Source organism: Roseivivax marinus, from assembly GCF_900109705.1.
Lineage (GTDB): Bacteria > Pseudomonadota > Alphaproteobacteria > Rhodobacterales > Rhodobacteraceae > Roseivivax > Roseivivax marinus.
In genome coordinates this window covers 177,486-198,575 of record NZ_FOAI01000001.1, presented here as the reverse complement: position 1 = coordinate 198,575, position 21,090 = coordinate 177,486, and the positions used below count along the sequence as shown (strand labels likewise).

Below are 21,090 nucleotides of genomic sequence, written 5' to 3'. Positions count from 1 at the left end.
GTGGAGGATCCCACGGTCAGCGTCGTCGTCGTCTCGCACGGCAGGCCGCGCTCGCTGGCCGTGACGCTGACCGCGCTGGCGCGGCTCGACTGGAACGCGCTCGAGGTGGTCGTGGTGGCCTGCTCCCGCGGCGCCGAGGCGGCGCGGGCGCATCCCGAAGGGCGGGCGGCGAAGATCCTCGAATACAACGCCGCCAACATATCGGCCGCACGCAATCGCGGCATTGCCGCCGCCGCGGGCGAGGTCGTCGCCTTCCTCGATGACGATGCGGTGCCCGAGGCCAGCTGGCTGCGCCACCTCGTCGCCCCGTTCGCCGTCACCGAGGTCGATGCCGCGGGCGGCTACGTGCTGGGGCGCAACGGCATCTCGCTACAGTGGGGCGCGCGGACCGTGGACGACACCGGCTTTGCCACGCCGCTTGCGCTGACCGGCGATGCCCCGGTGATCCTGCACGGCACGCCGCGCCGCGCGATCAAGACCGAGGGCACCAACATGGCGGTCCGGCGCGACGTGCTGGCCGCGCTCGGCGGCTTCGACCCGGCCTACCGCTTCTACCTCGACGAGACCGACCTGAACCTGCGGCTGGCCCGGGCTGGTCACGCCACCGCGTTGGTGCCGCGGGCGCAGGTCCATCATGGTTTCGCCGAAAGCGCCCGTCGCGGGCCGGACCGCACGCCGCGCGACCTGACCGAGATCGGCGCATCCACCGCTGTTTTCCTGCGGCGTCACGCCGAAGACGATCGGCACGGTCCCGCTCTGGACGCCCTGCGCCGGCACCAGCGCGCGCGGCTGATCGGGCTCTTGCAGCGCGGGCCGCTCGACCCATCCGACATGCGCCGACTGATGCGCGGCCTCGAGGCCGGCATCGCCCAGGGCCGCACGCGGCCGCTCGCCCCCCTCGATCCGCTGCCCCGCCCGGCGCAGGGGTTTGTCTCATACCCCACGCGCCCCGGCGCGCCGCAAGTGCTGCTGACCGGGCGTCGCCTCGCGCCCCTGCTGGACGCTGCCCGCCGCCGCGACCGCGCCGGCGAGGTGGTGACCGTTCTGCACATGCGGCCCGGCACCCGTGCCCACCACATGCGCTTCGACCCCGGCGGGGTCTGGGTACAGTCCGGCGGCCTCTTCGGCCGCTCCGACCGGACCGGGCCGCGCATCCGGATCACGCGCCGCTCCACACGGGTTGCGGCCGAGATCGAACGGTTGGCCCCGATCCGCCCACTCGTGCGCGGCTGACCCCTCGGGACGCATGACGGTCCGAATTCGTCATGGCCCAGCAGTTCGACGTGGTGCATGGTCCGCCGCATCGGCTAGGTTGCCCACAAGGTTTCGAGGAGAACGGCACGATGCAACACAAGGTCACCAAGGCAATTTTCCCCGTGGCGGGGCTGGGAACGCGGTTCCTGCCGGCCACCAAGTCGGTGCCGAAGGAGATCATGACCCTCGTGGACCGCCCGCTGGTGCAATACGCCATCGACGAGGCCCGCGCCGCCGGGATCAAGGAATTCATCTTCGTCACGTCGCGCGGCAAGGGCGCGCTGGAGGACTACTTCGACCACGCGCCCACGCTCGAGCGCGAGCTGGAGAGCAAGGGCAAGGACGAGCTTCTCGCCACGCTGAAGTCCACCTACATGGATTCGGGCGAGATCGCCTACATCCGTCAGCACCGCGCGCTCGGCCTCGGCCACGCCGTGTGGTGCGCGCGGCGCCTGATCGGAAACGAACCCTTCGCCGTGATGCTGCCCGACGACGTGATCTCGGCCGACGTCCCCTGCCTCAAGCAGATGGTCGACGCCTATGCCGAGACCGGTGGCAACATGGTTGCCGCGATGGAAGTGCCGCAGGACAAGACGTCGTCCTACGGCATCCTGGACGTGGCCGAGGACAAGGGCAGCATCGTCCAGGTCAAGGGCATGGTCGAGAAACCCAAGGTCGAGGACGCACCGTCGAACCTTGCCGTGATCGGCCGCTACATCCTGTCTCCGAAGGTGCTCGACAACCTCGACAACGCCTCCGACGGTGCGGGCGGGGAAATCCAGCTGACCGACGCCATCGCGCAGGAGATCGGAAGCTCGGAAGGCGTACACGGCCTGCGTTTCAACGGGCGACGCTTCGACTGCGGCTCCAAGGCGGGCTTCCTGCAGGCGACCGTGGCCTTCGGGCTGGAGCGTGACGACCTCAAGGATGACCTGCAGGCCTACCTCGACGAGGTCTGCGGCACCCGCCCGTCAGCCGGGTAAGCGGCGATGGCGACGATTCTTGTAACCGGGGGCGCCGGATATATCGGTGCCCATGCCTGCAAGGCGCTGGCCCGGGCGGGGCACGTTCCGGTGACATTCGACAATCTCTCGACCGGCTGGCGCGAGGCCGTGCGCTTCGGCCCGCTGGTCGAAGGCGACCTGTCGGACCGCGCGGCGCTGGACCGGGCCTTCGCCGACCACGCGCCCGACGCGGTGATGCACTTCGCCGCGCTCAGCCTCGTCGGCGAGGCGATGGCCGACCCGGGTCGCTACTGGCGCAACAATGTCGTCGGCTCGCTGACCCTGCTGGAAGCCGCGGCCGCGGCCGGCTGCACGCGGTTCGTGTTCTCGTCGACCTGTGCGACATATGGCGAGCACGACGACGTGGTCCTCGACGAGACCACGCCGCAGCATCCGCTCAATGCCTATGGCAAGTCCAAGCGCGCGATCGAGGACATGCTCACCGACTTCGAGGCCGCGCACGGGATGCGGCACGTGATCTTCCGCTACTTCAACGTGGCCGGCGCCGATCCCGAGGCCGAACTGGGCGAGGCCCACGAGCCCGAAACGCACCTGATTCCGGTCATGCTGGAGGCCATTGACGGGCAGCGCCCCGCGCTGACCATCCACGGCACCGACTACGACACGCCCGACGGCACCTGCATCCGCGATTACGTGCACGTCTCCGACCTGGTGGACGCCCACCTGCGCGGACTCGACCGTCTTCTCGAAGGTGGCGAGAGCCGCGTGTTCAACCTCGGCACCGGGCGCGGTTTTTCCGTGCGCGAGGTGCTCGATGCCTCGCGGCGGGTGACGAACGCCGAGGTGCCGCACAACACCGGCCCGCGCCGCGCCGGCGACGCGACCCGGCTGGTGTCCGGGTCGATCCGCGCCGCCGAGGAACTGGGGTGGAAGGCGGATCGCTCGACCCTCGACACGATGATCGCGGATGCGTGGCGTTGGCATCGATCCGGGGGCTATGCGCGCTGAGCCTCCGCCCGCGCGGCTTCTGGACCTGAGCCGCACGGTCAGCCGCGCAGGACGCCGCCCCACCGGTGTCGACCGGGTGGAGCGCGCCTATCTCGAATATCTCTCGCGCGCCGATGACGCCCCGCTCTGGGGACTGGTTCGCACAGGCGCGGGGTTCCTTCTCTTGGACCCGGGGAGCGTCGCGGCTATCCGTGACCGGCTGGACGGCCCGGGCTGGGACGTGCCCGGCCTCGCCGCGAGACTGATGCGACGGGGCGATCCGGACCGAGCCGGGGCCGAGGACACCGTGCGGCGCCGCGCCGTCGGCCGCGTCCTGCCGGGGGGCCTCGGACGGCTCCTGAGGCGGCACCTTCCTTTGGGGACGCGCTACGTGAACGTCGGCCACACCGCACTGTCGGACCGTCTGCTTGCCGGTCTGACCGAGGCGGAGGCCCGGATCGCGATGATGATCCACGACACCATCCCGCTCGACTGGCCGGACCACCAGCGCCCCGGCACGCCAGACCGCTTCGCCCATCTCCTGCACCGCGCGGAGCGCCATGCCGACCTTCTGATCGCGAACTCGAAAGCCACCGCGGACGACATCGCCGGCCACCTGGACACGCCGCCCGACACAGTCGTCGCGCATCTTGGGATCGATCCGCCGCGCCCCGGTACGGCACCGTCAGGCCCGTGGAGCGACCGGCCCTACCTCGTCACCGTGGGCACCATCGAGCCGCGAAAGAACCACGCCTTCCTTTTGGACCTCTGGGAGGAGATGGGCGCCGACGCACCGCCTCTCCTGATCCTCGGCGCACGGGGGTGGGAGAACCACGCGACCTTCGCCCGGCTGGACGCGGGCCCGCCCGGCATCCACGAGCTCAATGGCCTCGACGATGGCGCGCTTTTCGCGTTGGTGGCCGGAAGCGCGGGCCTTCTGTTCCCGAGCCTTGCCGAGGGCTACGGCCTGCCCCTGCTCGAAGCTGCAGCGCTGGGGGTTCCGGTGGTGTGCAGCGACCTGCCCGTCTTCCGCGAGATCGCCACAGGTTTTCCAATTTACGCTCCACTTTCTGAACACTATCTTTGGACAAAAGCGATAAGGCGGCTCATTGCAGAAGCCGCCGCGCCGGGGACCGGGGCGCCGGGCCAGCGGACGGGGATCACCCCGCCCAGTTGGCGCGCGCATTTCGACACGGTTCTGGCGCGTATCTGAGGGACGTCCCCCGCGCGGGACATGATGAGGGCAGCGGTTTCCCGTGGGGGTCTGGCAGTCATACCGGCTGAGGTTGCAGCGGCGACGCTGGCGCATCCGCGCCTTCCGCAAACGGCGCAACCTCGCCCCCGTCGCGAACCGCACCGATCAGATCCGACCGTCCGACCTGCTGCTGTTTTCGACCGCGCGGAACGAGGGCGTCCGCCTGCCCTACTTCCTCAAGTATTACCGCGAGATGGGGGTGAACCACTTCCTGATCGTGGACAACGACTCCACCGACGGGTCGCTCGACTGGCTGGCGTCGCAGCCCGACGTGTCGGTCTGGCACACGCGCCACAGCTACAAGCGTGCGCGCTTCGGGGTCGACTGGCTGAACTGGCTCCAGATGAAGTACGCCCACGGGCACTGGTGCCTCGTGGTCGATCCCGACGAGCTGTTCCTCTACCCGTTCTGCGACACGCGGCCCCTGCGGGCTCTGACCGACTGGCTCGACGCGTCGTCGATCAAGTCGTTCTCGGCGATGCTGCTCGACATGTATCCCAAGGGCCGGATCGACGAGGAGCCCTACCGCGCCGGTCAGGATCCGCTCGAGGTCGCGCCGTGGTTCGACGCCGGCAACTACACGATCACCCGCAACCCGCGGTTCGGCAACCTGTGGATCCAGGGCGGCCCGCGGTCGCGCGTGTTCTTCCCCGAGGCTCCCGAGAAGGCGCCGGCGCTCAACAAGATTCCTTTGGTGAAGTGGGATCGGCGCTACGCCTACGTGTCGTCCACGCACATGCTCCTGCCGCGCGGGCTGAATCTCGTCTACGACGAGTGGGGCGGCGAAAAGGCGTCGGGCGTCCTGCTGCACACCAAGTTCCTCGACACCTTCACATCCAAGGCCGAGGAAGAGCTGACCCGCCGGGAGCATTATGGCGCGTCCAAGGAATACGTGGCCTACGCCGCCGGCCTGAAGGAGAATCCGCAGCTCTGGTGCAAGTGGTCCGAGCGCTACATCAACTGGCGACAGCTCGAGATTCTCGGCCTCATGTCCAAGGGGAACTGGGCGTGAGCGTCGGGATCGTCATGCTGATCCACACCGCGTTCGGGCGAGCCGAGCAGGTCGCCCGGCACTGGACGAGGGCGGGCTGTCCGGTTGTGATCCACACCGACGTGACTGTCGCGTCGAAAGCCTACGCCGACTTCAGGGAAAGGCTTTCGGACGATCCGCTGATCCGCTTCTCACGCCGGCATCGCTGCGAGTGGGGCACCTGGGGTCTTGTCGCCGCCAGCCAGGATGCGAGCGAGTTGATGCTGGCCGAGTTTCCGGATGTCCGCCACGTCTACCTCGCGTCGGGGTCGTGCCTGCCGCTGCGCCCGGTGGAAGAGCTGATCGACTACCTCGCCGAGCGGCCGCGCACCGACTTCATCGAAAGCGCCACCACGTCGGAGGTTCCGTGGACCGTGGGCGGGTTGGACGAGGAACGCTTCACGATGCGGTTCCCGTTCTCGTGGCGGCGCCATCGGACGCTGTTCGACCGCTTCGTGGCGTTCCAGCGCCGCGTGGGCTACCGCCGCCGCATCCCGCGCGGGCTGGTGCCGCACATGGGCTCTCAATGGTGGTGCCTGACCCGGCAGACGCTTTCTGCGATCCTTCAGGACCCCAAGCGCCCGACATACGACCGCTACTTCCGCTCGGTCTGGATCCCCGACGAGAGCTACTTCCAGACTCTCGCGCGGCTTTACTCGACCAACATCGAAAGCCGGTCGCTCACGCTGTCGAAGTTCGATTTCCAGGGCAAGCCGCACATCTTCTACGACGACCACCTGCAGCTTCTGCGGCGGTCGGACTGCTTCGTTGCGCGCAAGATCTGGCCCCGCGCGCAGCGGCTTTACGACGCCTTCCTCGGAGAGGCCGCCGCCCAGAACCAGGCCGAGCCCAACCCCGGCAAGATCGACCGTATCTTCGCCAAGGCGGTGGACCGCCGGACGCGGGGGCGCCCGGGCCTCTACATGCAGTCGCGCTTTCCGAACTGGGGATGGGAAAATGGGCTGACAGCGGGCAAGTATTCCGTCTTCCACGGCTTCGCCGAGTTGTTCGAGGACTTCGAGACCTGGCTCGCGCGCGCCACCGACGCGCAGGTGCACGGCCACCTCTTCGCCCCTGATCGGGTGCACTACGCTGGCGGGCAGACGCTGGTGAACGGGGCCCTGTCGGACAGCGCGGCGATCCGCGACGCCAACCCGCGCGCCTTCCTCACCAACCTGATCTGGAACACCCGCGGCGAGCGGCAGTGCTTCCAGTTCGGGCCACACGACACGCCGTCGGTCAACTGGTTCACCGGGCGCGATCCGAACGCGCAGATCTCGATCGTGTCGGGGGCCTGGGCGGTGCCGCTGTTCCGCTCGAACCGCGATTTCGCCGACCTGCGCCGCGAGGCCGCCGCCCTTCAGAAGGTCGAGGCCAAGTTCCTCGACGAGCTACGCAGTCCAGACGTGAAGGCCCGCATCCGCATCTGGTCCATGGCCGAGTTCATCGAGGCCCCGATGGAGCCCCTGCAGGTCATCGTGGACGAGATCGGCCAGAAAGCGCAGCGCCGCCTGACCGAGGCCCCGCGCATGGCCGACCTGGCCGGCTTTGGTCAGTTTCTGCAAAACCTCAAGAACCAGGGGATGCACCCCTACCTGATGGGCGACTTCCCCGTGGACCCCGCGCCGCGCCGCGGCGCAACGCCCGCGAAAAAGCCCTACCTGATCAAGCGATGACGCGCCGCGCCGAAAACCGCCGCCGCGTCCGAGAGGCCCGATGACCGACCGCTTCGACTATTTCGTCGTCTTCGCAGAAATGCGGACGGGATCGAACTTTCTGGAAACGAACCTCAACGCGTTCCCGCCCCTCACCTGTCACGGCGAGGCGTTCAACCCGCACTTCATCGGCTACCCGAATTCCACCGATATACTCGGGATCTCGCGCGAAGAGCGCGACGCCCACCCCGAGCGGCTTCTGCGCCACATCGCGCGAGCCAGCCACGGCATGGGGGGCTTCCGGTACTTCCACGATCACGACCCTCGCGTTCTGGATGCCATCCTGTCAGACCCTCGTGCGGCCAAGATCGTGCTGACCCGCAACCCGGTCGACAGCTATGTCAGCTGGAAGATCGCGCAGGCCACCGGCCAGTGGAAGCTGACCAACGTCGCCCGCCGCGAGGCGGCCAAGGCCCGCTTCGACCGCGCCGAATTCGAGACGCATCTCGCCGGACTTCAGGAATTCCAGATCACGCTGCTGCGCGCGCTCCAGCGTAGCGGTCAGACGGCCTTTTACGTCGCTTACGAGGACCTTCAGGACGTTGAGGTCATGAACGGCATCGCCGCGTGGCTCGGCATTCCCGACCGGCTGGAGAGCCTCGACACCTCGTTGAAACGGCAGAACCCCGAACCGTTGGAAAGCAAGGTCGCGAACTTCCCCGAGATGGAAGCAGCGCTTGCACGGATCGACCGGTTCGACCTGTCGCGGACACCGAACTTCGAGCCGCGGCGCGGCCCGGTGGTGCCCTCCTACGTCGCGGGCGCCGAGACGCCGCTTCTGTACATGCCGATCCGCTCGGGCCCCGAGGCGGCGGTGACCGCCTGGCTGGCCGCGCTCGACGGCGTGGACGCCGATGCGCTGACCCGCGATTTCAGCCAGAAGACCCTCCGGCAGTGGAAGCGAGAGCGGCCCGGCCACCGCAGTTTTACCGTGGTGCGGCATCCGCTGGCCCGCGCCCACGCGGCCTTCTGCGACAAGATCCTCGCCACAGGCCCCGGCACCTTCGCCGCGATCCGTCGGTTCCTCGGCAAGAAGTATAACCTCGCCCTGCCCGAGGGCGATCCGGGCGCCGACTGGGACGCCGACGCACACCGCGCCGCGTTCGAAGGCTTCCTGCGGTTTCTCAAGGACAATCTGAACGGCCAGACGCCGATCCGGGTGGACGCGCATTGGGCCGGGCAGGCGCAGACGCTTCAGGGCATGGCCGAGTTCACGCTGCCTGACATGATCGTGCGCGAGGACGAGATGGCCGCCTACCTGCCGGCGCTGGCCATGCAGGTCGGCCGCGAGACCGCGATCGAACCGCAACCGACCCCGGTGGCGGCGCCTCACGGCCTTGCGCGCATCTACGACGACACGCTCGAACAACTGTCCCGCGACGCCTACGCGCGCGACTACCTGATGTTCGGTTTCTCGGACTGGGGATAAGCGCCGGTCAGGGCGGTTCCGGCCGGACCGAAAGGCCCGGCCGCGGGGCCGGTCACGCCGCCTTTACGGGGGCGACTTCGGTCAGGATGGTATAGAGCTTCGCCGGATCCGGGTTGGCCCGCAGCTTGTCGCAAAAGGCCGGATCCCGCAGCGTGCGCGACACCAGCGCCAGCGCCTTGAGATGTTCGACGCCCGCGTCCTCGGGGGCGAACAGGGCAAAGACGATGTCCACCGGCTGACGGTCCACTGCCTCGAAGTCGATCGGCTTTTCCAGCAGCAGAAACGCACCCACCACCTTGTCGAGCCCGGCAAGCCGCGCGTGCGGCAGTGCCACGCCGTGACCGACTCCTGTGGGTCCGAGGCTCTCGCGCTCCATCAGCGCCTCGACCGTGCGGTCGGGGTTCAGCCCGTAGGCCCCCGCGGCAATATCGGCGATATCGTGCATCATGCGCTTCTTGCTCGAAGCGGCCGAAATCGCGCGGACAGCCGCGGGCTTCAGAAGATCCATCACGTTCATCAGTGCCTGCTCTTTTCCGGGGCGTCGGGCCGCGCCCTGTGGACGGGGGTCGGCCGGTTACGGATCGATCCAGCCGATATTGCCGTCGTCGCGGCGGTAGACGACGTTCACGCCGTCCTTCTTCTCGTTGCGAAACACCAGGACCGGGGCCCCGGCAAGCTCCATCTGCATGACCGCCTCACCGACCGACAGGGACGGAATCTTCGTCTCCATCTCGGCCACGATGATCGGCTGCAAGCTTTCGGGTTCAGCGACCTCGGAGTCGCCTTCTCCCGTTCCGGCGAGGATATACGAGGCGGCCCCGAAGAGTTCAACCGGAGTCGTCCGCTCCTTGTGATGGTCCTTGAGCCTGCGCTTGTAGCGGCGCAACTGCTTGTCCATCTTCTCGGCGCAGTCGGCGAACGTGGCGTAGATCTCGGTGCCCTTGGCCTTCGCGGTGCAGTTCAGGCCGGTCGACAGGTGAATCACCGCCTCGCACACGTATTCATGCCCGGACTTGGAGAAGATGACGTTCGCATCGGTGGGGCGGCCCGGATACTTCTCGAGCATTGCCCCGAGCTCGGTCTCCACATGTGTCTGCAACGATTCACCGACGTCGATCTGTTTGCCCGTGATCTGGTAACGCATGGAAAGGCTCCTCCTGGGGAACGGCGCACGCGGGCCGGTGCCGGACATGGCCCGGCCCCCTGCGGTATTGCTGTGGAAACGACGCCCGAGAGGGGTGATCGCGGCCCATGGAAATGCGCCGAAGCCGGGGGCTTCTCGATGCATCGGGCCGGTGCGATCTCGCGACGTCATTTGTCCATTTGAGGCGAGAAGGGCGCGGGCTGTCAAACGAAACCGTCAGCGATGCTGAAGGCCGCGCAACGCCGCTCAGCCGATCCGGAAATTGTCACCGAGGTAGACGCGGCGCACGTTCTCGTTCCGCACGACCTCGTCCGGCGTGCCCGACATGAGCACCTGTCCGTCGTGCAGGATGTAGGCCCGGTCCACGATCTCGAGCGTCTCGCGCACGTTGTGATCGGTGATGAGAACGCCGATTCCCCGGGTCTTGAGGTCGGCCACCAGGCCGCGGATGTCACCGACGCTGATCGGGTCGACCCCGGCGAAGGGCTCGTCGAGCAGCAGGTACTTGGGATCCGCCGCGAGGCAGCGCGCAATCTCGACCCGGCGCCGCTCGCCGCCCGACAGCGCCAAGGCCGGCGCCCGGCGCAAGTGCTCGATCGAAAACTCGCCAAGAAGCTCCTCGAGCCGGCGGCGGCGCTTGTGCGCGGCCGGCACGCTCACCTCGAGAATCGCGCGGATGTTGTCCTCGACCGACAGACCGCGGAAGATCGACATCTCCTGCGGAAGGTAGCCGATGCCCATGCGCGCGCGGCGATACATGGGCAGGTAAGTGGCGTCGCGCCCGTCGATCAGCACCTGACCGCCCTCGGGGTTCACGAGACCCGCGATCGCATAGAAGCTGGTGGTCTTGCCCGACCCGTTCGGCCCGAGCAGCGCCACGACCTCGCCCCGGTCGAGCGAGATCGACACGTCCCGGATCACCACCTTCTTGCGATAGCTCTTGCGCAGGTGGCGCACCTCGAGGCCGTGTGGCCCGTCGGCCACGCTCAGATCGGGACTCTCGGCCATGCCTATTGCGACCCGCCGCCGGTGCCGTTGCCCTCGCCGGGCTGGAGCACGGTCCGCACGCGGCCGGCCATCTGCGCCGTTCCGGTGTCGAGATCCACGACCATGCGCTCGGAGGTCAGCGCGTTCTGGCCCTGGGTGAGAAGCACGTTGCCGGTCATCTCGACTGTGCCGGCGTCGATGTCGTAATCCGCCTGGTCGGCCTCCGCGGCCTCTTCGCCCGAGACAAGCGTGACGCCGCCCGACGCCTCGAGCCGGTCGATCCGGCCTGCCTGTTCGCCGTAGACCACCAGCACGCGCGGGGCCGCGAGGCGCATCTCGCCCTGGCCGATCACCACGTTGCCGGTATAAAGCGCGGTGCCATCGGACTGGCTGACCTCGAGCTGGTCCGCGCTGATCTCGACCGGAAGAGAGCTGTCCTGCCGCATCCCGCCGAACGCGACCTCGGTGCCCTGCGCGAGGACGGGCAGGGCCGGGGCCGCAAGGAGGGCGGCAAGAAGGAAGGCGCGGACCATTGGGAGTTCTCCGGTCTGGGGTTACGGCTGATATATCATGTCGACGCCCCCGGTGAAGAGCAGTCGCACCGCGCCCGTATCTGCGCCTTCGCCGGTCTCGGCCTCGACGCGCATCTTGCCCGCCGACAGCGTGCCCGACGGCCCCTGCCCCTCGACCGGCCCGTCGCTCTCCACCTCGACGCGGGTCAGGGCGGCGTCCAGCGCGTCGGTGGTCAGGCGATAGCCTTGCGAGCTGCGGATCGTCACGCCGCCGGTCAGCCGGGCGGCATCGCTCTCGTCGTCGATGGTGGCCTCGGGCGCCGACAGGTCGATGCGGCTGCCATCCTCGAAGCTCATCGCCGCATCGAGCGCCTGCGCGCGAATGCGGCCCTCGGTGTCCGGATCGGGGCGGGCGCTCTCGGCACTGATCGTCAGCATGGCGCCATCATCGGTCGTTCCGGAATAGCTGGGGGAGGTCACCATCTCGGAGGCGCGTCCCGCCAGTCCTTCCCGCGTGGCGACCGGCAGGTTCTCCACCGGGTCCGAGCTGCGCGCGAAGAGGAAGATCGTGGACAGAAGCGCCAGGGCGCCCAGCGGCAGAAGCAGCTTCAGCCAGGAGACGATCCGCGAATAGGAGCCCACCCCCCGGGCCATCGCCATCCCTCCCCGTCAGGAATGCGCGAAGATGTCGGTCTCTGGCCAGCCGGCCAGGTCGAGACGCGCGCGCATGGGAAGGAAGTCGAAGCAGGCCTGCGCCATCTCGGTGCGGCCCTCGCGGTCGAGCATGGCGGCCAGCCGGTCCCGCAACTTGTGAAGGTGCAGGACGTCGGAGGCGGCATAACCGATCTGCGCGTCGGTCAGCTGCACCGCCCCCCAGTCGGAACTCTGCTGCTGCTTGGAAATGTCGACGCCGACCTGCTCCTGCAGCAGGACCTTGAGCCCGTGCCGGTCGGTATACGTCCGCACCAGACGGCTCGCGATCTTGGTGCAGTAGACCGGAGCGGTCAGGGCGCCGAATGTCCGCAGCAGGATCGCGATGTCGAAGCGCCCGAAGTGGAAGAGCTTGAGCACCGCGGGATCGGTCAGAAGCCGCACGATGTTCGGCGCGTCGGTCTGACCCCGGGCGATCTGCACGAGGTGCGCATCACCGTCACCCGAGGACAGCTGCACAACGCAGAGGCGGTCCCGATTCGGGTTGAGGCCCATGCTCTCGCAGTCGATGGCCACCACCGGCCCGAGGTCGAGGCCGCTCGGCAGGTCCCGCTGGTAGAGGTGGTTCGCCATGCCCTCGCGTCCTCAATTCCGCCGCACTCCCGCAGCGTCTTCCCGGCGCACATAGCCAGCGCGGGGGTCCGAGGCAAGGCGCGGGCGGGGCGTCGGCCGCGGTCCGAAGTCCCGCCTGCCCCTGCGCAAGCTGTCCGGTCACTGAACGATTCGCACGAATTGAGGCGAAATTCCGGGCTTCCCGCCAGAATGAGGCCGGGTTTAAGCGGTGCATTGTTACAAACCGAAAGCCGCGCCACACAGCCTGTGCGTGTCAGGGCCAGCCCGCTGCGGCCCCGCGCCCAGCCGGCGCGCCGCATCGTCATGTAGATTGCCGGAGCCCTATTGTTTCCGAATACCAATCAAACAGCCGGTAGCGCGGTAGCTCGATGAGCCCGAGGCGGACAAACCCCGCAAAATCCCCTCGCTGACCGGGAAGTGTGCGAAAGTCGAGATCAGTTGCCACTCGACGCCCGAGCGATCGTTTCTCTTCTCACGAGAACACTTCGCTGCGCCAAACCATGAAGCGAAGGCGCGTGTGTCATCGATGCCCGTGCGGACACTTGGGCGCAGCTCTCCTTCCGGATGTATCTGCGTGAGCCAAGTTGACTAAAATATGCCGCAATCGCATATCCTTGGCACATGTGGACCGCCACATTTCAGACGTTTTTCCCATCGTGGCACTTGGGGGCTGGTGCATTCGAGCGGGAGGGATCGTCCGGCGACGTGATCCGTCAACCGCTCGCGACGCTGCTGTCGCACCGGCGTCTGACGGCCGCCCCTTGAGGGCGAGGTCGCGCCGCCGGTGCTCTCTTCCGCGCTGCCTCCGAGGAGAGCACCGTGACGTTGCATGTTCGCCAGCCGGTCCAGGCCGTTGCCGAGTTCGACCCGCTGATCGCCGAGGCCCTGTCGCCGGCGACCGCTCCCGTTCTTTACCGCGACATCTTCAAGCGCGCGTTCGACGTGGCCGCGGTTCTGCTCTCGGCGCTACCCGTGCTCGCCATTCTCCTGCCGCTCCTCGCATTGATCGCCCTCGACGGCGGAGCGCCGATCTACCGGCAGGCCCGGGTGGGCCGCAACGGCAGCGTGTTTCGCATGTGGAAGCTGCGCACCATGGTTCCGGACGCCGAGGCGCGGCTCGAGTCGCATCTCGCCGCCGATCCCCACGCGCGGCTGGAGTGGACGGTGACCCAGAAGCTGCGGCGCGATCCGCGCATCACGCCAATCGGGCACCTGCTGCGCAAGACGTCGCTCGACGAGCTGCCGCAACTGTGGAACGTGCTGGCCGGCGACATGGCCCTCGTGGGTCCGCGTCCGATGATGGTGAACCAGCGCGCTCTCTATCCCGGCTCCGCCTACTACGCGCTGCGGCCCGGCATCACCGGCTTCTGGCAGACCTCGGTCCGCAACGAGGCAAGCTTTGCCGAGCGCGCGCGCTTCGACGCCGCCTACCTGCGCGAGCTGTCCTTCGGCACGGACATGCGGGTGCTGGCCCGTACCGTGCGCGTGGTCGTCACCGGCACCGGCTGCTAGGCCGGTACCGCTCCGGACGCCTCACCCCCTGGCGCGACGATCCTCGGCCGCCTCGCGCAGAAGGCCCATCAGTTCGTCGATCATCCTGCCGCCGACCTCGTCGGTGAGGCGCCCGTCTTCGTCCCATTTCTGCGAGGTATTTCCGACGAAGACCTCCGGACCGGGCAGCACGAGCGGACGGAACGGGTTGAGGCACGCGCGCAGCATGGTCTGAGCGCGATGACCGCCCGCTACGCCCGACGTCGCCGACAGGATCGCCACCGGCTTGTCGCGCCACGGCGCGCCCTTGGTGCGGCTGACCCAGTCGAGCGCATTCTTCAGAACGCCCGAGACGCCCTTGTTGTATTCCGGGGTGCAGACGATGACCGCGTCCGCCTCCGCGATCTGGTCGGACAGGGCCTGCACCTCGGGCGGGATGCCCTCGGCCTCGAGATCGCCGTCGAAGAGCGGCAGGCGCAGATCGGCCTCGGCGAAGTGTGCGGGCCCGAAGCGACGAGCGGCCTCATGCAGGAGAAGCCGATTGGTGGAGGCGGCGCGCAAGGCGCCGCAGAGGCCGAGAAGGCGAAGGTCGGACATGCGATGGGTCTCCTGTGGCCGTGTCTGCGCCCGACATGACACGAAAAAGCGCCGCGGCAAGCCGCGGCGCTCCACACTTGGTCTGCGTGAACGATCAGGCGTTCGGCAGGATCACGATCTCGACGCGGCGGTTCTGCTGACGACCCTCGGGCGTCAGGTTCGACGCAACGGGCTGGTCCTCGCCACGGCCGATGGCCTGCACGCGTCCCGACGGCACACCGTTGGCGATCAGGATGCCCGACACCGCCTGCGCGCGGCGCTGCGACAGGTCGTAGTTGTAGGCGGCCTCGCCGGTGTTGTCGGTGTGGCCGATCACCTGGATGGTCTGGTTCGGGTACTGCTGCAGGTTCGACGCCACGGCGCGCAGGTCGCCCTGGATCGAGCCGGACACCTGGGCGCTGTCGGTGGCGAACAGGATGTTCTGCGGCAGCGTCACGATCAGGCGGTCGCCGGTGTTGCGCACGTCGATGTTCGAGTTGCCGACCGAGTTGCGCAGCTCTGCCGCCTGCTTGTCGAGCTCGTTGCCGACGAGCGCGCCCGCACCGCCACCGATCAGGGCGCCCGCGGCCGCGTTGGCGCGACGCTCTTCGGGGTCATTGCCCATCAGCGCGCCAGCCGCGGCGCCGACACCGGCACCGATCAGCGCGCCGCGCTGGGTGTTCTGGCGCGGGTTGGGGTTGTTCGGGTCGCTCGGCAGCGGCTCGCAGGCGGCAAGGCCCACGACGGCGGCAGAGGCGAGAAGAAGTGCGGATTTGGCGCGGATCATGTCGGTAGGCCTCGTTCCTTGTTTCGGTCCCGGCTCGGGATCCCGCTCAGGTATAGCTTGCCGTTTGCGCGCAAGCGACACCTTGCCGCGATATTTCGGCGAAGTTTCGCCGCCCTCCTTGAAACACTGTTTCAGCCTCCCGAGACGCCCGCATCGGCCCGCGCGCTTTCCCAGGCGAGGATCGCGCGCTTGACCGGCAGGCCCCAGTGATAGCCACCGAGCCCGCCCGATTTCCGCAAGGCCCGGTGGCACGGGATCAGAAGGCTGATCGGGTTGCGCCCCACCGCGGTCCCGACGGCGCGGACGGCTTTCGGATGACCGATGGCGCCGGCGATCTCGGAATAGGTGGTGACATGGCCCGAGGGGATCCGCATCAGCGCCTCCCACACCTTGATCTGGAACGGCGCGCCGATCATCACCAGCGGGGTCGGCCCGCCGCCGCCCTGCCCGAAGGCGCTGTCCACCCACGGGGCCAGTCGTCCCGGCGACTCGGTGAAGGCCGCCGCCGGCCAGCGCCCGGTCAGGTCGGCAAAGGCCGCATCCTCCCCGGCCTCGGAGGCAAAGGCGATCCCGCAGATGCCACGTGCCGTGCCGGTCACCAATGCAGGCCCGAACGGGCTGTCGAACCAGCCCCACGCGATGTCGAGGCCCGCGCCGTCGCGGGCGAAATCTCCGGGGCTCATCGCCTCCCACCGAAGGAAGAGATCGTGCAGCCGGCCGGTGCCCGAAAGACCCGCGGCATGCGCGGCCTCGAGCGTGGTGAACCGCTCCTGTAACAGCGACTTGGCGTGACCGAGGGCAAGATACTGCGCGAAGCGCTTGGGGCTGATGCCTGCCCAGTCCGAGAAAACGCGCTGGAAGTGCGCTGCGCTCATGCCCATCTCGGCCGCCACGTCCTCGAGCCGCGCCTGCGGGCCGGCGGCGTCGATCACGTCAATCGCCCGGCGCATCACCTCGAAATGGTAGCGGCTGCGACCAGCGGGCGGGGTGGTCTCGGCGGTCAGGGTCATGTCGGTCATCGCGGAACCTCCGATGGAACGCTGCCCCATCTAACGGGGCGCGGGTCGCGCGCGCGACCCGGTTCTTGCGGAATGTGCGCCGTTAATCCTTCGGGAAGGTGCCTGCTGTAGATCGGGGACATGGTCCGCCTGCTTCTCCTTGGCCCCCTGATGGCCTGGCTCGCCGCCTGCAACGTGGCGGGTCCGGGCTTTCGGGGGGCACCGGTGCATCTGGTGGCAAGCGGACCTCACCGCTTCGCCCTGCGCCAGGCTGGCCCGGAGGTGGAGGCGATACGCCTCGACCCCGCATGGATGCCCGACCCTGCGCGCGTTGCGACCCATGCCGCCTTGGTGGTGTCGCGAAGAACCGGCTGCGGGGTGGAGTGGGTGCGGGGCGATGCGGCTCTCTTGCGGATGGGTCTGGATTGCCCGGCCCGACTGCCGCCCGCGCCGCCGCACCCGCCGCCGGTAGTGGACTGCGAGGTTCTCGATGCCGACCCCTCGGACGTGGGCGGCTTTCGTTACGGCCTTTCTCTCGATTGCGCCGCGGTGGCCGGCGCGGTCAGCGCCTTTTCGAAGAACACGCTCGAGGCATTGGCGCGGTAGCTGCCGAACGGTCCCCGTGCGCGGTAGCCCGCCCGCCGGTAGAGCGCGCTTGCCGCCATCAGCTTGTCGCCGGTCTCGAGCCGCACGAGTGGCAGCCCCTCGCGCGCGGCCTCAGCCTCGACGTGGGCGAGCAGCCGAGCACCGAGCCCGATCCCCCGCGCTTCGGGCGCCACGAACAGCGATTTCACCTCGGCGAATTCCGGATGACGCTTCAGCGCGACGCAGCCCAGAAGCGCCCCGCTCTCTTCGGCGCCATAGAAGGTAACGTCCGGTTCGGCCAGCGCCGTCGCATCGAGAACCGCATTTTCATCCGGTGGAAACAGCGCTGCCATCAGCGCGTGACTGGCGTCCAGGAGGGCGCGCGCAGCGGGCAAATCCGGCGAGACGGGGCGGATGACGAGGGGCATGACGTCCACCGATCTTGGCTAGCATGTATCTACTCCCCACAAGACAGGCCGAAATGCCTGCGGGTCAAGCCGCGGATTTGCGTTAGCACGACCCAGATGTTGTGGATAAGCCCTTGCCCACGGCGATATGCAGTCGAAAGCTTTTGACTCTCCCCCTCGCGGACCGGCACATTGGAAAAAAGAGCAGGAATCGAGGCCGCGCCATGCGCTTTTCAAAGCTGCGCCTGACAGGGTTCAAAAGCTTCGTCGACCCCACCGACCTCCTGATTCAGGAGGGTCTGACCGGCGTGGTCGGGCCGAACGGTTGCGGCAAGTCCAACCTGCTCGAAGCGCTGCGCTGGGTGATGGGTGAAAACCGCCCCACCGCCATGCGCGGTGGCGGCATGGAGGACGTGATCTTTGCCGGCGCCGCCTCGCGCCCCGCGCGCAACTACGCCGAGGTCGCGCTGCAGATCGACAACTCCGACCGGCTGGCGCCGGCCGGCTTCAACGAGACCGACACGCTCGACGTCACCCGCCGGATCACCCGCGACGTGGGCAGCGCCTACCGGGTCAACGGCAAGGAGGTGCGCGCCCGCGATGTGCAAATGCTCTTCGCGGACGCGGCGACCGGCTCGCACTCGCCCGCGCTGGTGCGGCAGGGCCAGATCAGCGAGTTGATCAACGCCAAGCCCAAGTCGAGGCGCCGTGTGCTGGAGGATGCGGCCGGCATCGGCGGTCTCTACCAGCGCCGGCACGAGGCCGAGCTAAAGCTGAAGAACACAGAGGCCAACCTCACCCGCGTCGACGACGTGGTCGAGGGCCTCGCGACCCAGCTTGCCAGCCTGGCGCGGCAGGCCAAGCAGGCCGCGCGCTACCGCGCCATCGGGGCGGACCTGCGGCTGGCCGAGGGCCGGCTGCTTTACCGTCGCTGGATGGATGCCGATTCCGCGCGCCGCACCGCCCGCGCCGCGCTGCGCGAGGCCGTCGCCGCGGCAGCCCGCGCCGAGACCGCCGCGCAGAAGGCCTCCGACACACGACAGACACAGGAAGACGCCCTGCCCGCCCTGCGCGAGGAGGACAGCGTCGCGTCCGCGATCCTTCAGCGGCTCGGTGTCGAGCGCGACCAGCTGACCGCCGAGGAGGCGCGCGCCGCCGAGGCGATCGAGACCCTGACGGCCCGTATCGAACAGCTCACCCGCGACATCGAGCGCGAGGGCGGGCTCAACCGCGACGCCGACGAAACCATCGCCAACCTCGAACAGGAGGCGGAGGAGCTGGCCGAGGCCGGCGAGGGCCACGAGGACCGACTCGACGAGGCGGCCGAGGCCGCGCGCGAGGCGGCATCGGTGCTTGAGGCACGTGAAAGCGCGTTGTCCGAGCAGACCGAGGACATGGCGCGCCTGTCCGCGCGCCACCAGTCCGCGCACCGGACGCGCGACGAGGCCGCCAAGGCACTGACCCGCAGCGAAGCCGCCGCCGAGGCGGCGCGCACCGCCGCAACCGAGGCCGAAGCGACCCGCGCCGCGGCCCGCGACGCGCAGCTCGGTGCCGAGGCCGAAGCCGAGCGCGCCCGCCAGACCGCCGCCCGCGCGGAGACTCTGTTGACCGATGCCGAGGCCGCCCGCGCCGACACCCAGGGTCGCGAGGCCGATGCCCGCGCCGCCCGCAGCGCCGCCGAGGGCGAAGCCACCGCCCTTCGCGCCGAGGTGTCGGCACTGGCCCGGCTGCTCGACCGCGATACCGCAGAGGGCGGGCAGATCCTCGACCGTCTCCAGGTCGAGCAGGGCTTCGAGAAGGCGCTCGGCGCCGCGCTGGCCGACGACCTGCGCGCACCGGAAGTGGCCGCCGACGGTCCCTCCGGCTGGGCCGTGCTTCCGGCCTACGACACCGCGCAGCCGCTGCCGCCGGGCGTCACGCCCCTGTCGCGCCATGTCTCGGTGCCGGACGTGCTGGAACGCCGGATGGCGCAGATCGGGCTCGTTGAGGGCGACGAGGGCACCGTGCTGCAGGCAGAGCTCGCCCCCGGGCAGCGACTGGTGAACCGCGACGGCGACCTCTGGCGCTGGGACGGGTTCCGCGCCTGGGCCGAGGACATGCCCTCGGCCGCCGCGCTGCGGCTTGAGCAGCTCAACCGGCTCGAGGCGCTGAAGCAGGAGAACGCCCACGCCGAGGCGCAGCTGGAAGGGGCGGCGTCCGCGCACGAGGCGCTGGCGTCGCGGCTGGCGGATCTCAGCCGCGCCGAGACCGAGGCGCGCGCCGCCCGGCGCGAGGCCGACAAGGCCGTGGCCGAGGCCGCCCGCGCGGTCAGCCGTGCGGAGGCCGACCGCGACATGGCCGAGGGCAAGGTCGAGACCGCCGCCGCATCGGTGGACCGCCATGCGGAAGAGGCCTCGGAAGCGCGACGCTACCTCGCCGAGGCCGAGAGCGCCGTCGCCGACCTGCCCGACCTCGACGCCGCACGCGCCGAACTCGAGGATGTACGGATGACGGTCGAGGCGGCGCGCATGACGATGATGGCCCGCCGCTCGGCCCACGACGAGGTGCGCCGCGAGGGTGAGGCCCGGGCACACCGCAAACAGCAGGTCACGAGGGAGCTGGCGGGCTGGCGCCACCGGCTGGAGACGGCACGGACCCGAACCTCGGAACTCGACAGCCGCCGCGCCAAGGCCGAGGCCGAACTGGCTGAAGCATCGGCCGCGCCCGAGGCGCTGATCGCACGGCGCGAGAAGCTGACCGGACAGATCGAGGCCGCCGAAACCCGCCGCCGCGCGTCGTCGGACGCGCTCGCCGCCGCCGAGACCGCGCTGCGCGAGGCGGTCGCCGCCGAACGCGAGGCCGAGCGCGCCGCGTCCGACGCCCGCGAGGCCCGCGCCCGCGACGAGGCCCGTGCCGAGGCCGCGGACGAGGCCGTGAAGGCCGCCGAGGAGCGCATCGAGGACGAACTCGAAACGACGCCTGCCGCGCTGCAGGCGAGCCTGGAGATCGACGCCGAGGCACTGGAAGCCGCCGACGAGATCGAGGCGAAGGTGAACACGTTCAAGCGCCAGCGCGACGCCCTTGGGGCGGTTAACCTGCGCGCCGAAGAGGACGCACGCACCGTGCAGGAGGAGCACGACACCCTCGTTTCCGAGAAGGCCGACCTCGAAGAGGCCGTCACCACGCTCCGGTCGGGCATCGCCAGCCTGAACAAGGAAGGCCGCGAACGGCTGCTGACCGCGTTCGAGCAGGTGAACTCGAACTTCAAACTGCTCTTCACCCATCTTTTCAACGGCGGCGAGGCGAACCTCGTCATGGTCGAAAGCGACGATCCGCTGGAGGCCGGACTCGAGATCCTCTGTCAGCCGCCGGGCAAGAAGCTGTCGACGCTGTCGCTCCTGTCAGGGGGTGAGCAGACACTGACCGCGCTGGCGCTGATCTTCGCGGTGTTCCTCGCGAACCCGGCGCCAATCTGTGTGCTCGACGAGGTTGACGCCCCGCTGGACGACGCGAACGTCACGCGGTTCTGTGACATGCTTGACGAGATGTGCCGCCAGACCGACACGCGCTTTCTCATCATCACGCACCACGCGGTGACGATGGCGCGGATGGACCGGCTGTTCGGTGTCACGATGCAGGAACAGGGCGTGAGCCAGCTGGTCTCGGTCGACCTCAAGCGCGCAGAGAAGATGGTGGCCTGACCAC

Annotated in this window: 19 protein-coding genes; 9 read left to right on the top strand and 10 right to left on the bottom strand. The window is 68.9% G+C overall.

Annotation, left to right across the window (positions count from 1 at the left end; all coding sequences use genetic code 11):
- From BMX29_RS00865 to BMX29_RS00835, 7 genes are all read left to right on the top strand, one after another.
- Positions 1-1,233 (top strand): glycosyltransferase family 2 protein, encoded by a 1,233-nt coding sequence (locus tag BMX29_RS00865; protein WP_092809629.1) that lies wholly within the window; start codon positions 1-3, stop codon positions 1,231-1,233.
- A gap of 110 nt (positions 1,234-1,343) precedes the next feature.
- On the top strand, positions 1,344-2,237 hold the full coding sequence (galU, locus tag BMX29_RS00860; protein ID WP_092809627.1) for a UTP--glucose-1-phosphate uridylyltransferase GalU: 894 nt from the start codon (positions 1,344-1,346) through the stop codon (positions 2,235-2,237).
- Between the two features lie 6 nt (positions 2,238-2,243).
- The gene (gene galE / locus BMX29_RS00855; RefSeq protein WP_092809625.1) at positions 2,244-3,227 is read left to right on the top strand and encodes a UDP-glucose 4-epimerase GalE; all 984 of its coding nucleotides are present in this window, start codon (positions 2,244-2,246) and stop codon (positions 3,225-3,227) included.
- Positions 3,217-4,419: a glycosyltransferase family 4 protein gene (locus tag BMX29_RS00850; protein ID WP_092809624.1), complete on the top strand. Its 1,203-nt coding sequence runs from the start codon at positions 3,217-3,219 to the stop codon at positions 4,417-4,419. Before galE ends, BMX29_RS00850 begins: the two co-directional genes overlap by 11 nt.
- A 43-nt stretch (positions 4,420-4,462) precedes the next feature.
- On the top strand, positions 4,463-5,473 hold the full coding sequence (locus BMX29_RS00845) for a glycosyltransferase family 2 protein (RefSeq protein WP_092809622.1): 1,011 nt from the start codon (positions 4,463-4,465) through the stop codon (positions 5,471-5,473).
- The gene (locus BMX29_RS00840) at positions 5,470-7,167 is read left to right on the top strand and encodes a DUF5927 domain-containing protein (RefSeq protein WP_092809620.1); all 1,698 of its coding nucleotides are present in this window, start codon (positions 5,470-5,472) and stop codon (positions 7,165-7,167) included. Before BMX29_RS00845 ends, BMX29_RS00840 begins: the two co-directional genes overlap by 4 nt.
- Before the next feature lie 40 nt (positions 7,168-7,207).
- Positions 7,208-8,635: a sulfotransferase family 2 domain-containing protein gene (locus BMX29_RS00835; protein ID WP_092809618.1), complete on the top strand. Its 1,428-nt coding sequence runs from the start codon at positions 7,208-7,210 to the stop codon at positions 8,633-8,635.
- Between the two features lie 52 nt (positions 8,636-8,687).
- Here the strand turns inward: BMX29_RS00835 and BMX29_RS00830 are convergent, their stop codons facing one another.
- The 6 genes from BMX29_RS00830 to BMX29_RS00805 all read right to left on the bottom strand — a co-directional run bounded on the left by BMX29_RS00830 (position 8,688) and on the right by BMX29_RS00805 (position 12,562).
- Positions 8,688-9,152, bottom strand: a complete 465-nt coding sequence (locus BMX29_RS00830) for a PTS sugar transporter subunit IIA (protein ID WP_043844891.1) — start codon at positions 9,150-9,152, stop codon at positions 8,688-8,690.
- Between the two features lie 57 nt (positions 9,153-9,209).
- On the bottom strand, positions 9,210-9,779 hold the full coding sequence (hpf, locus tag BMX29_RS00825) for a ribosome hibernation-promoting factor, HPF/YfiA family (RefSeq protein ID WP_092809616.1): 570 nt from the start codon (positions 9,777-9,779) through the stop codon (positions 9,210-9,212).
- Between the two features lie 246 nt (positions 9,780-10,025).
- Positions 10,026-10,787: an LPS export ABC transporter ATP-binding protein gene (gene lptB, locus BMX29_RS00820; RefSeq protein WP_092809615.1), complete on the bottom strand. Its 762-nt coding sequence runs from the start codon at positions 10,785-10,787 to the stop codon at positions 10,026-10,028.
- A gap of 2 nt (positions 10,788-10,789) precedes the next feature.
- Positions 10,790-11,299 carry a lipopolysaccharide transport periplasmic protein LptA gene (gene lptA / locus BMX29_RS00815; RefSeq protein WP_043844888.1) on the bottom strand — a complete coding sequence of 170 codons (510 nt, stop codon included), beginning with the start codon at positions 11,297-11,299 and terminating at the stop codon, positions 10,790-10,792.
- Positions 11,300-11,320: 21 nt separating this feature from the next.
- A complete protein-coding gene (gene lptC / locus BMX29_RS00810) occupies positions 11,321-11,932 on the bottom strand; it encodes an LPS export ABC transporter periplasmic protein LptC (RefSeq protein WP_051487762.1) in 612 nt (203 codons plus the stop codon).
- 15 nt (positions 11,933-11,947) lie between these two features.
- Positions 11,948-12,562, bottom strand: coding sequence for a ribonuclease D (locus BMX29_RS00805; protein WP_092809613.1), 615 nt, complete (start codon positions 12,560-12,562; stop codon positions 11,948-11,950).
- An 819-nt stretch (positions 12,563-13,381) separates the two neighbouring features.
- On the opposite strand from BMX29_RS00805, the gene BMX29_RS00800 reads away from it, so the two are divergent.
- Positions 13,382-14,074 carry a sugar transferase gene (locus BMX29_RS00800; protein WP_092809611.1) on the top strand — a complete coding sequence of 231 codons (693 nt, stop codon included), beginning with the start codon at positions 13,382-13,384 and terminating at the stop codon, positions 14,072-14,074.
- Between the two features lie 21 nt (positions 14,075-14,095).
- Here the strand turns inward: BMX29_RS00800 and BMX29_RS00795 are convergent, their stop codons facing one another.
- From BMX29_RS00795 to BMX29_RS00780, 4 genes are all read right to left on the bottom strand, one after another.
- Positions 14,096-14,650: an NADPH-dependent FMN reductase gene (locus BMX29_RS00795; RefSeq protein ID WP_092809609.1), complete on the bottom strand. Its 555-nt coding sequence runs from the start codon at positions 14,648-14,650 to the stop codon at positions 14,096-14,098.
- 94 nt (positions 14,651-14,744) lie between these two features.
- On the bottom strand, positions 14,745-15,416 hold the full coding sequence (locus BMX29_RS00790) for a YiaD family glycine zipper/OmpA-like lipoprotein (protein WP_043844883.1): 672 nt from the start codon (positions 15,414-15,416) through the stop codon (positions 14,745-14,747).
- 131 nt (positions 15,417-15,547) lie between these two features.
- On the bottom strand, positions 15,548-16,435 hold the full coding sequence (locus BMX29_RS00785) for a methylated-DNA--[protein]-cysteine S-methyltransferase (RefSeq protein ID WP_092809607.1): 888 nt from the start codon (positions 16,433-16,435) through the stop codon (positions 15,548-15,550).
- 500 nt (positions 16,436-16,935) lie between these two features.
- A complete protein-coding gene (locus BMX29_RS00780) occupies positions 16,936-17,427 on the bottom strand; it encodes a GNAT family N-acetyltransferase (protein WP_043844881.1) in 492 nt (163 codons plus the stop codon).
- Positions 17,428-17,630: 203 nt separating this feature from the next.
- Between BMX29_RS00780 and smc the strand changes: the two genes are divergently transcribed.
- A complete protein-coding gene (smc, locus tag BMX29_RS00775; protein WP_092809605.1) occupies positions 17,631-21,086 on the top strand; it encodes a chromosome segregation protein SMC in 3,456 nt (1,151 codons plus the stop codon).
- Positions 21,087-21,090: the final 4 nt, after the last annotated feature.

Excerpts from the sequence above, each read along its gene's own strand:
- galU (WP_092809627.1), top strand. The coding sequence starts at position 1,344 with ATGCAACACAAGGTCACCAAGGCAATTTTCCCCGTGGCGGGGCTGGGA.
- galE (WP_092809625.1), top strand. The coding sequence starts at position 2,244 with ATGGCGACGATTCTTGTAACCGGGGGCGCCGGATATATCGGTGCCCAT.
- BMX29_RS00850 (WP_092809624.1), top strand. The coding sequence starts at position 3,217 with ATGCGCGCTGAGCCTCCGCCCGCGCGGCTTCTGGACCTGAGCCGCACG.
- BMX29_RS00835 (WP_092809618.1), top strand. The coding sequence starts at position 7,208 with ATGACCGACCGCTTCGACTATTTCGTCGTCTTCGCAGAAATGCGGACG.
- BMX29_RS00830 (WP_043844891.1), bottom strand. The coding sequence starts at position 9,152 with ATGAACGTGATGGATCTTCTGAAGCCCGCGGCTGTCCGCGCGATTTCG.
- hpf (WP_092809616.1), bottom strand. The coding sequence starts at position 9,779 with ATGCGTTACCAGATCACGGGCAAACAGATCGACGTCGGTGAATCGTTG.
- lptB (WP_092809615.1), bottom strand. The coding sequence starts at position 10,787 with ATGGCCGAGAGTCCCGATCTGAGCGTGGCCGACGGGCCACACGGCCTC.
- lptA (WP_043844888.1), bottom strand. The coding sequence starts at position 11,299 with ATGGTCCGCGCCTTCCTTCTTGCCGCCCTCCTTGCGGCCCCGGCCCTG.
- lptC (WP_051487762.1), bottom strand. The coding sequence starts at position 11,932 with ATGGCCCGGGGGGTGGGCTCCTATTCGCGGATCGTCTCCTGGCTGAAG.
- BMX29_RS00805 (WP_092809613.1), bottom strand. The coding sequence starts at position 12,562 with ATGGCGAACCACCTCTACCAGCGGGACCTGCCGAGCGGCCTCGACCTC.
- BMX29_RS00795 (WP_092809609.1), bottom strand. The coding sequence starts at position 14,650 with ATGTCCGACCTTCGCCTTCTCGGCCTCTGCGGCGCCTTGCGCGCCGCC.
- BMX29_RS00790 (WP_043844883.1), bottom strand. The coding sequence starts at position 15,416 with ATGATCCGCGCCAAATCCGCACTTCTTCTCGCCTCTGCCGCCGTCGTG.
- BMX29_RS00785 (WP_092809607.1), bottom strand. The coding sequence starts at position 16,435 with ATGACCGACATGACCCTGACCGCCGAGACCACCCCGCCCGCTGGTCGC.
- BMX29_RS00780 (WP_043844881.1), bottom strand. The coding sequence starts at position 17,427 with ATGCCCCTCGTCATCCGCCCCGTCTCGCCGGATTTGCCCGCTGCGCGC.
- smc (WP_092809605.1), top strand. The coding sequence starts at position 17,631 with ATGCGCTTTTCAAAGCTGCGCCTGACAGGGTTCAAAAGCTTCGTCGAC.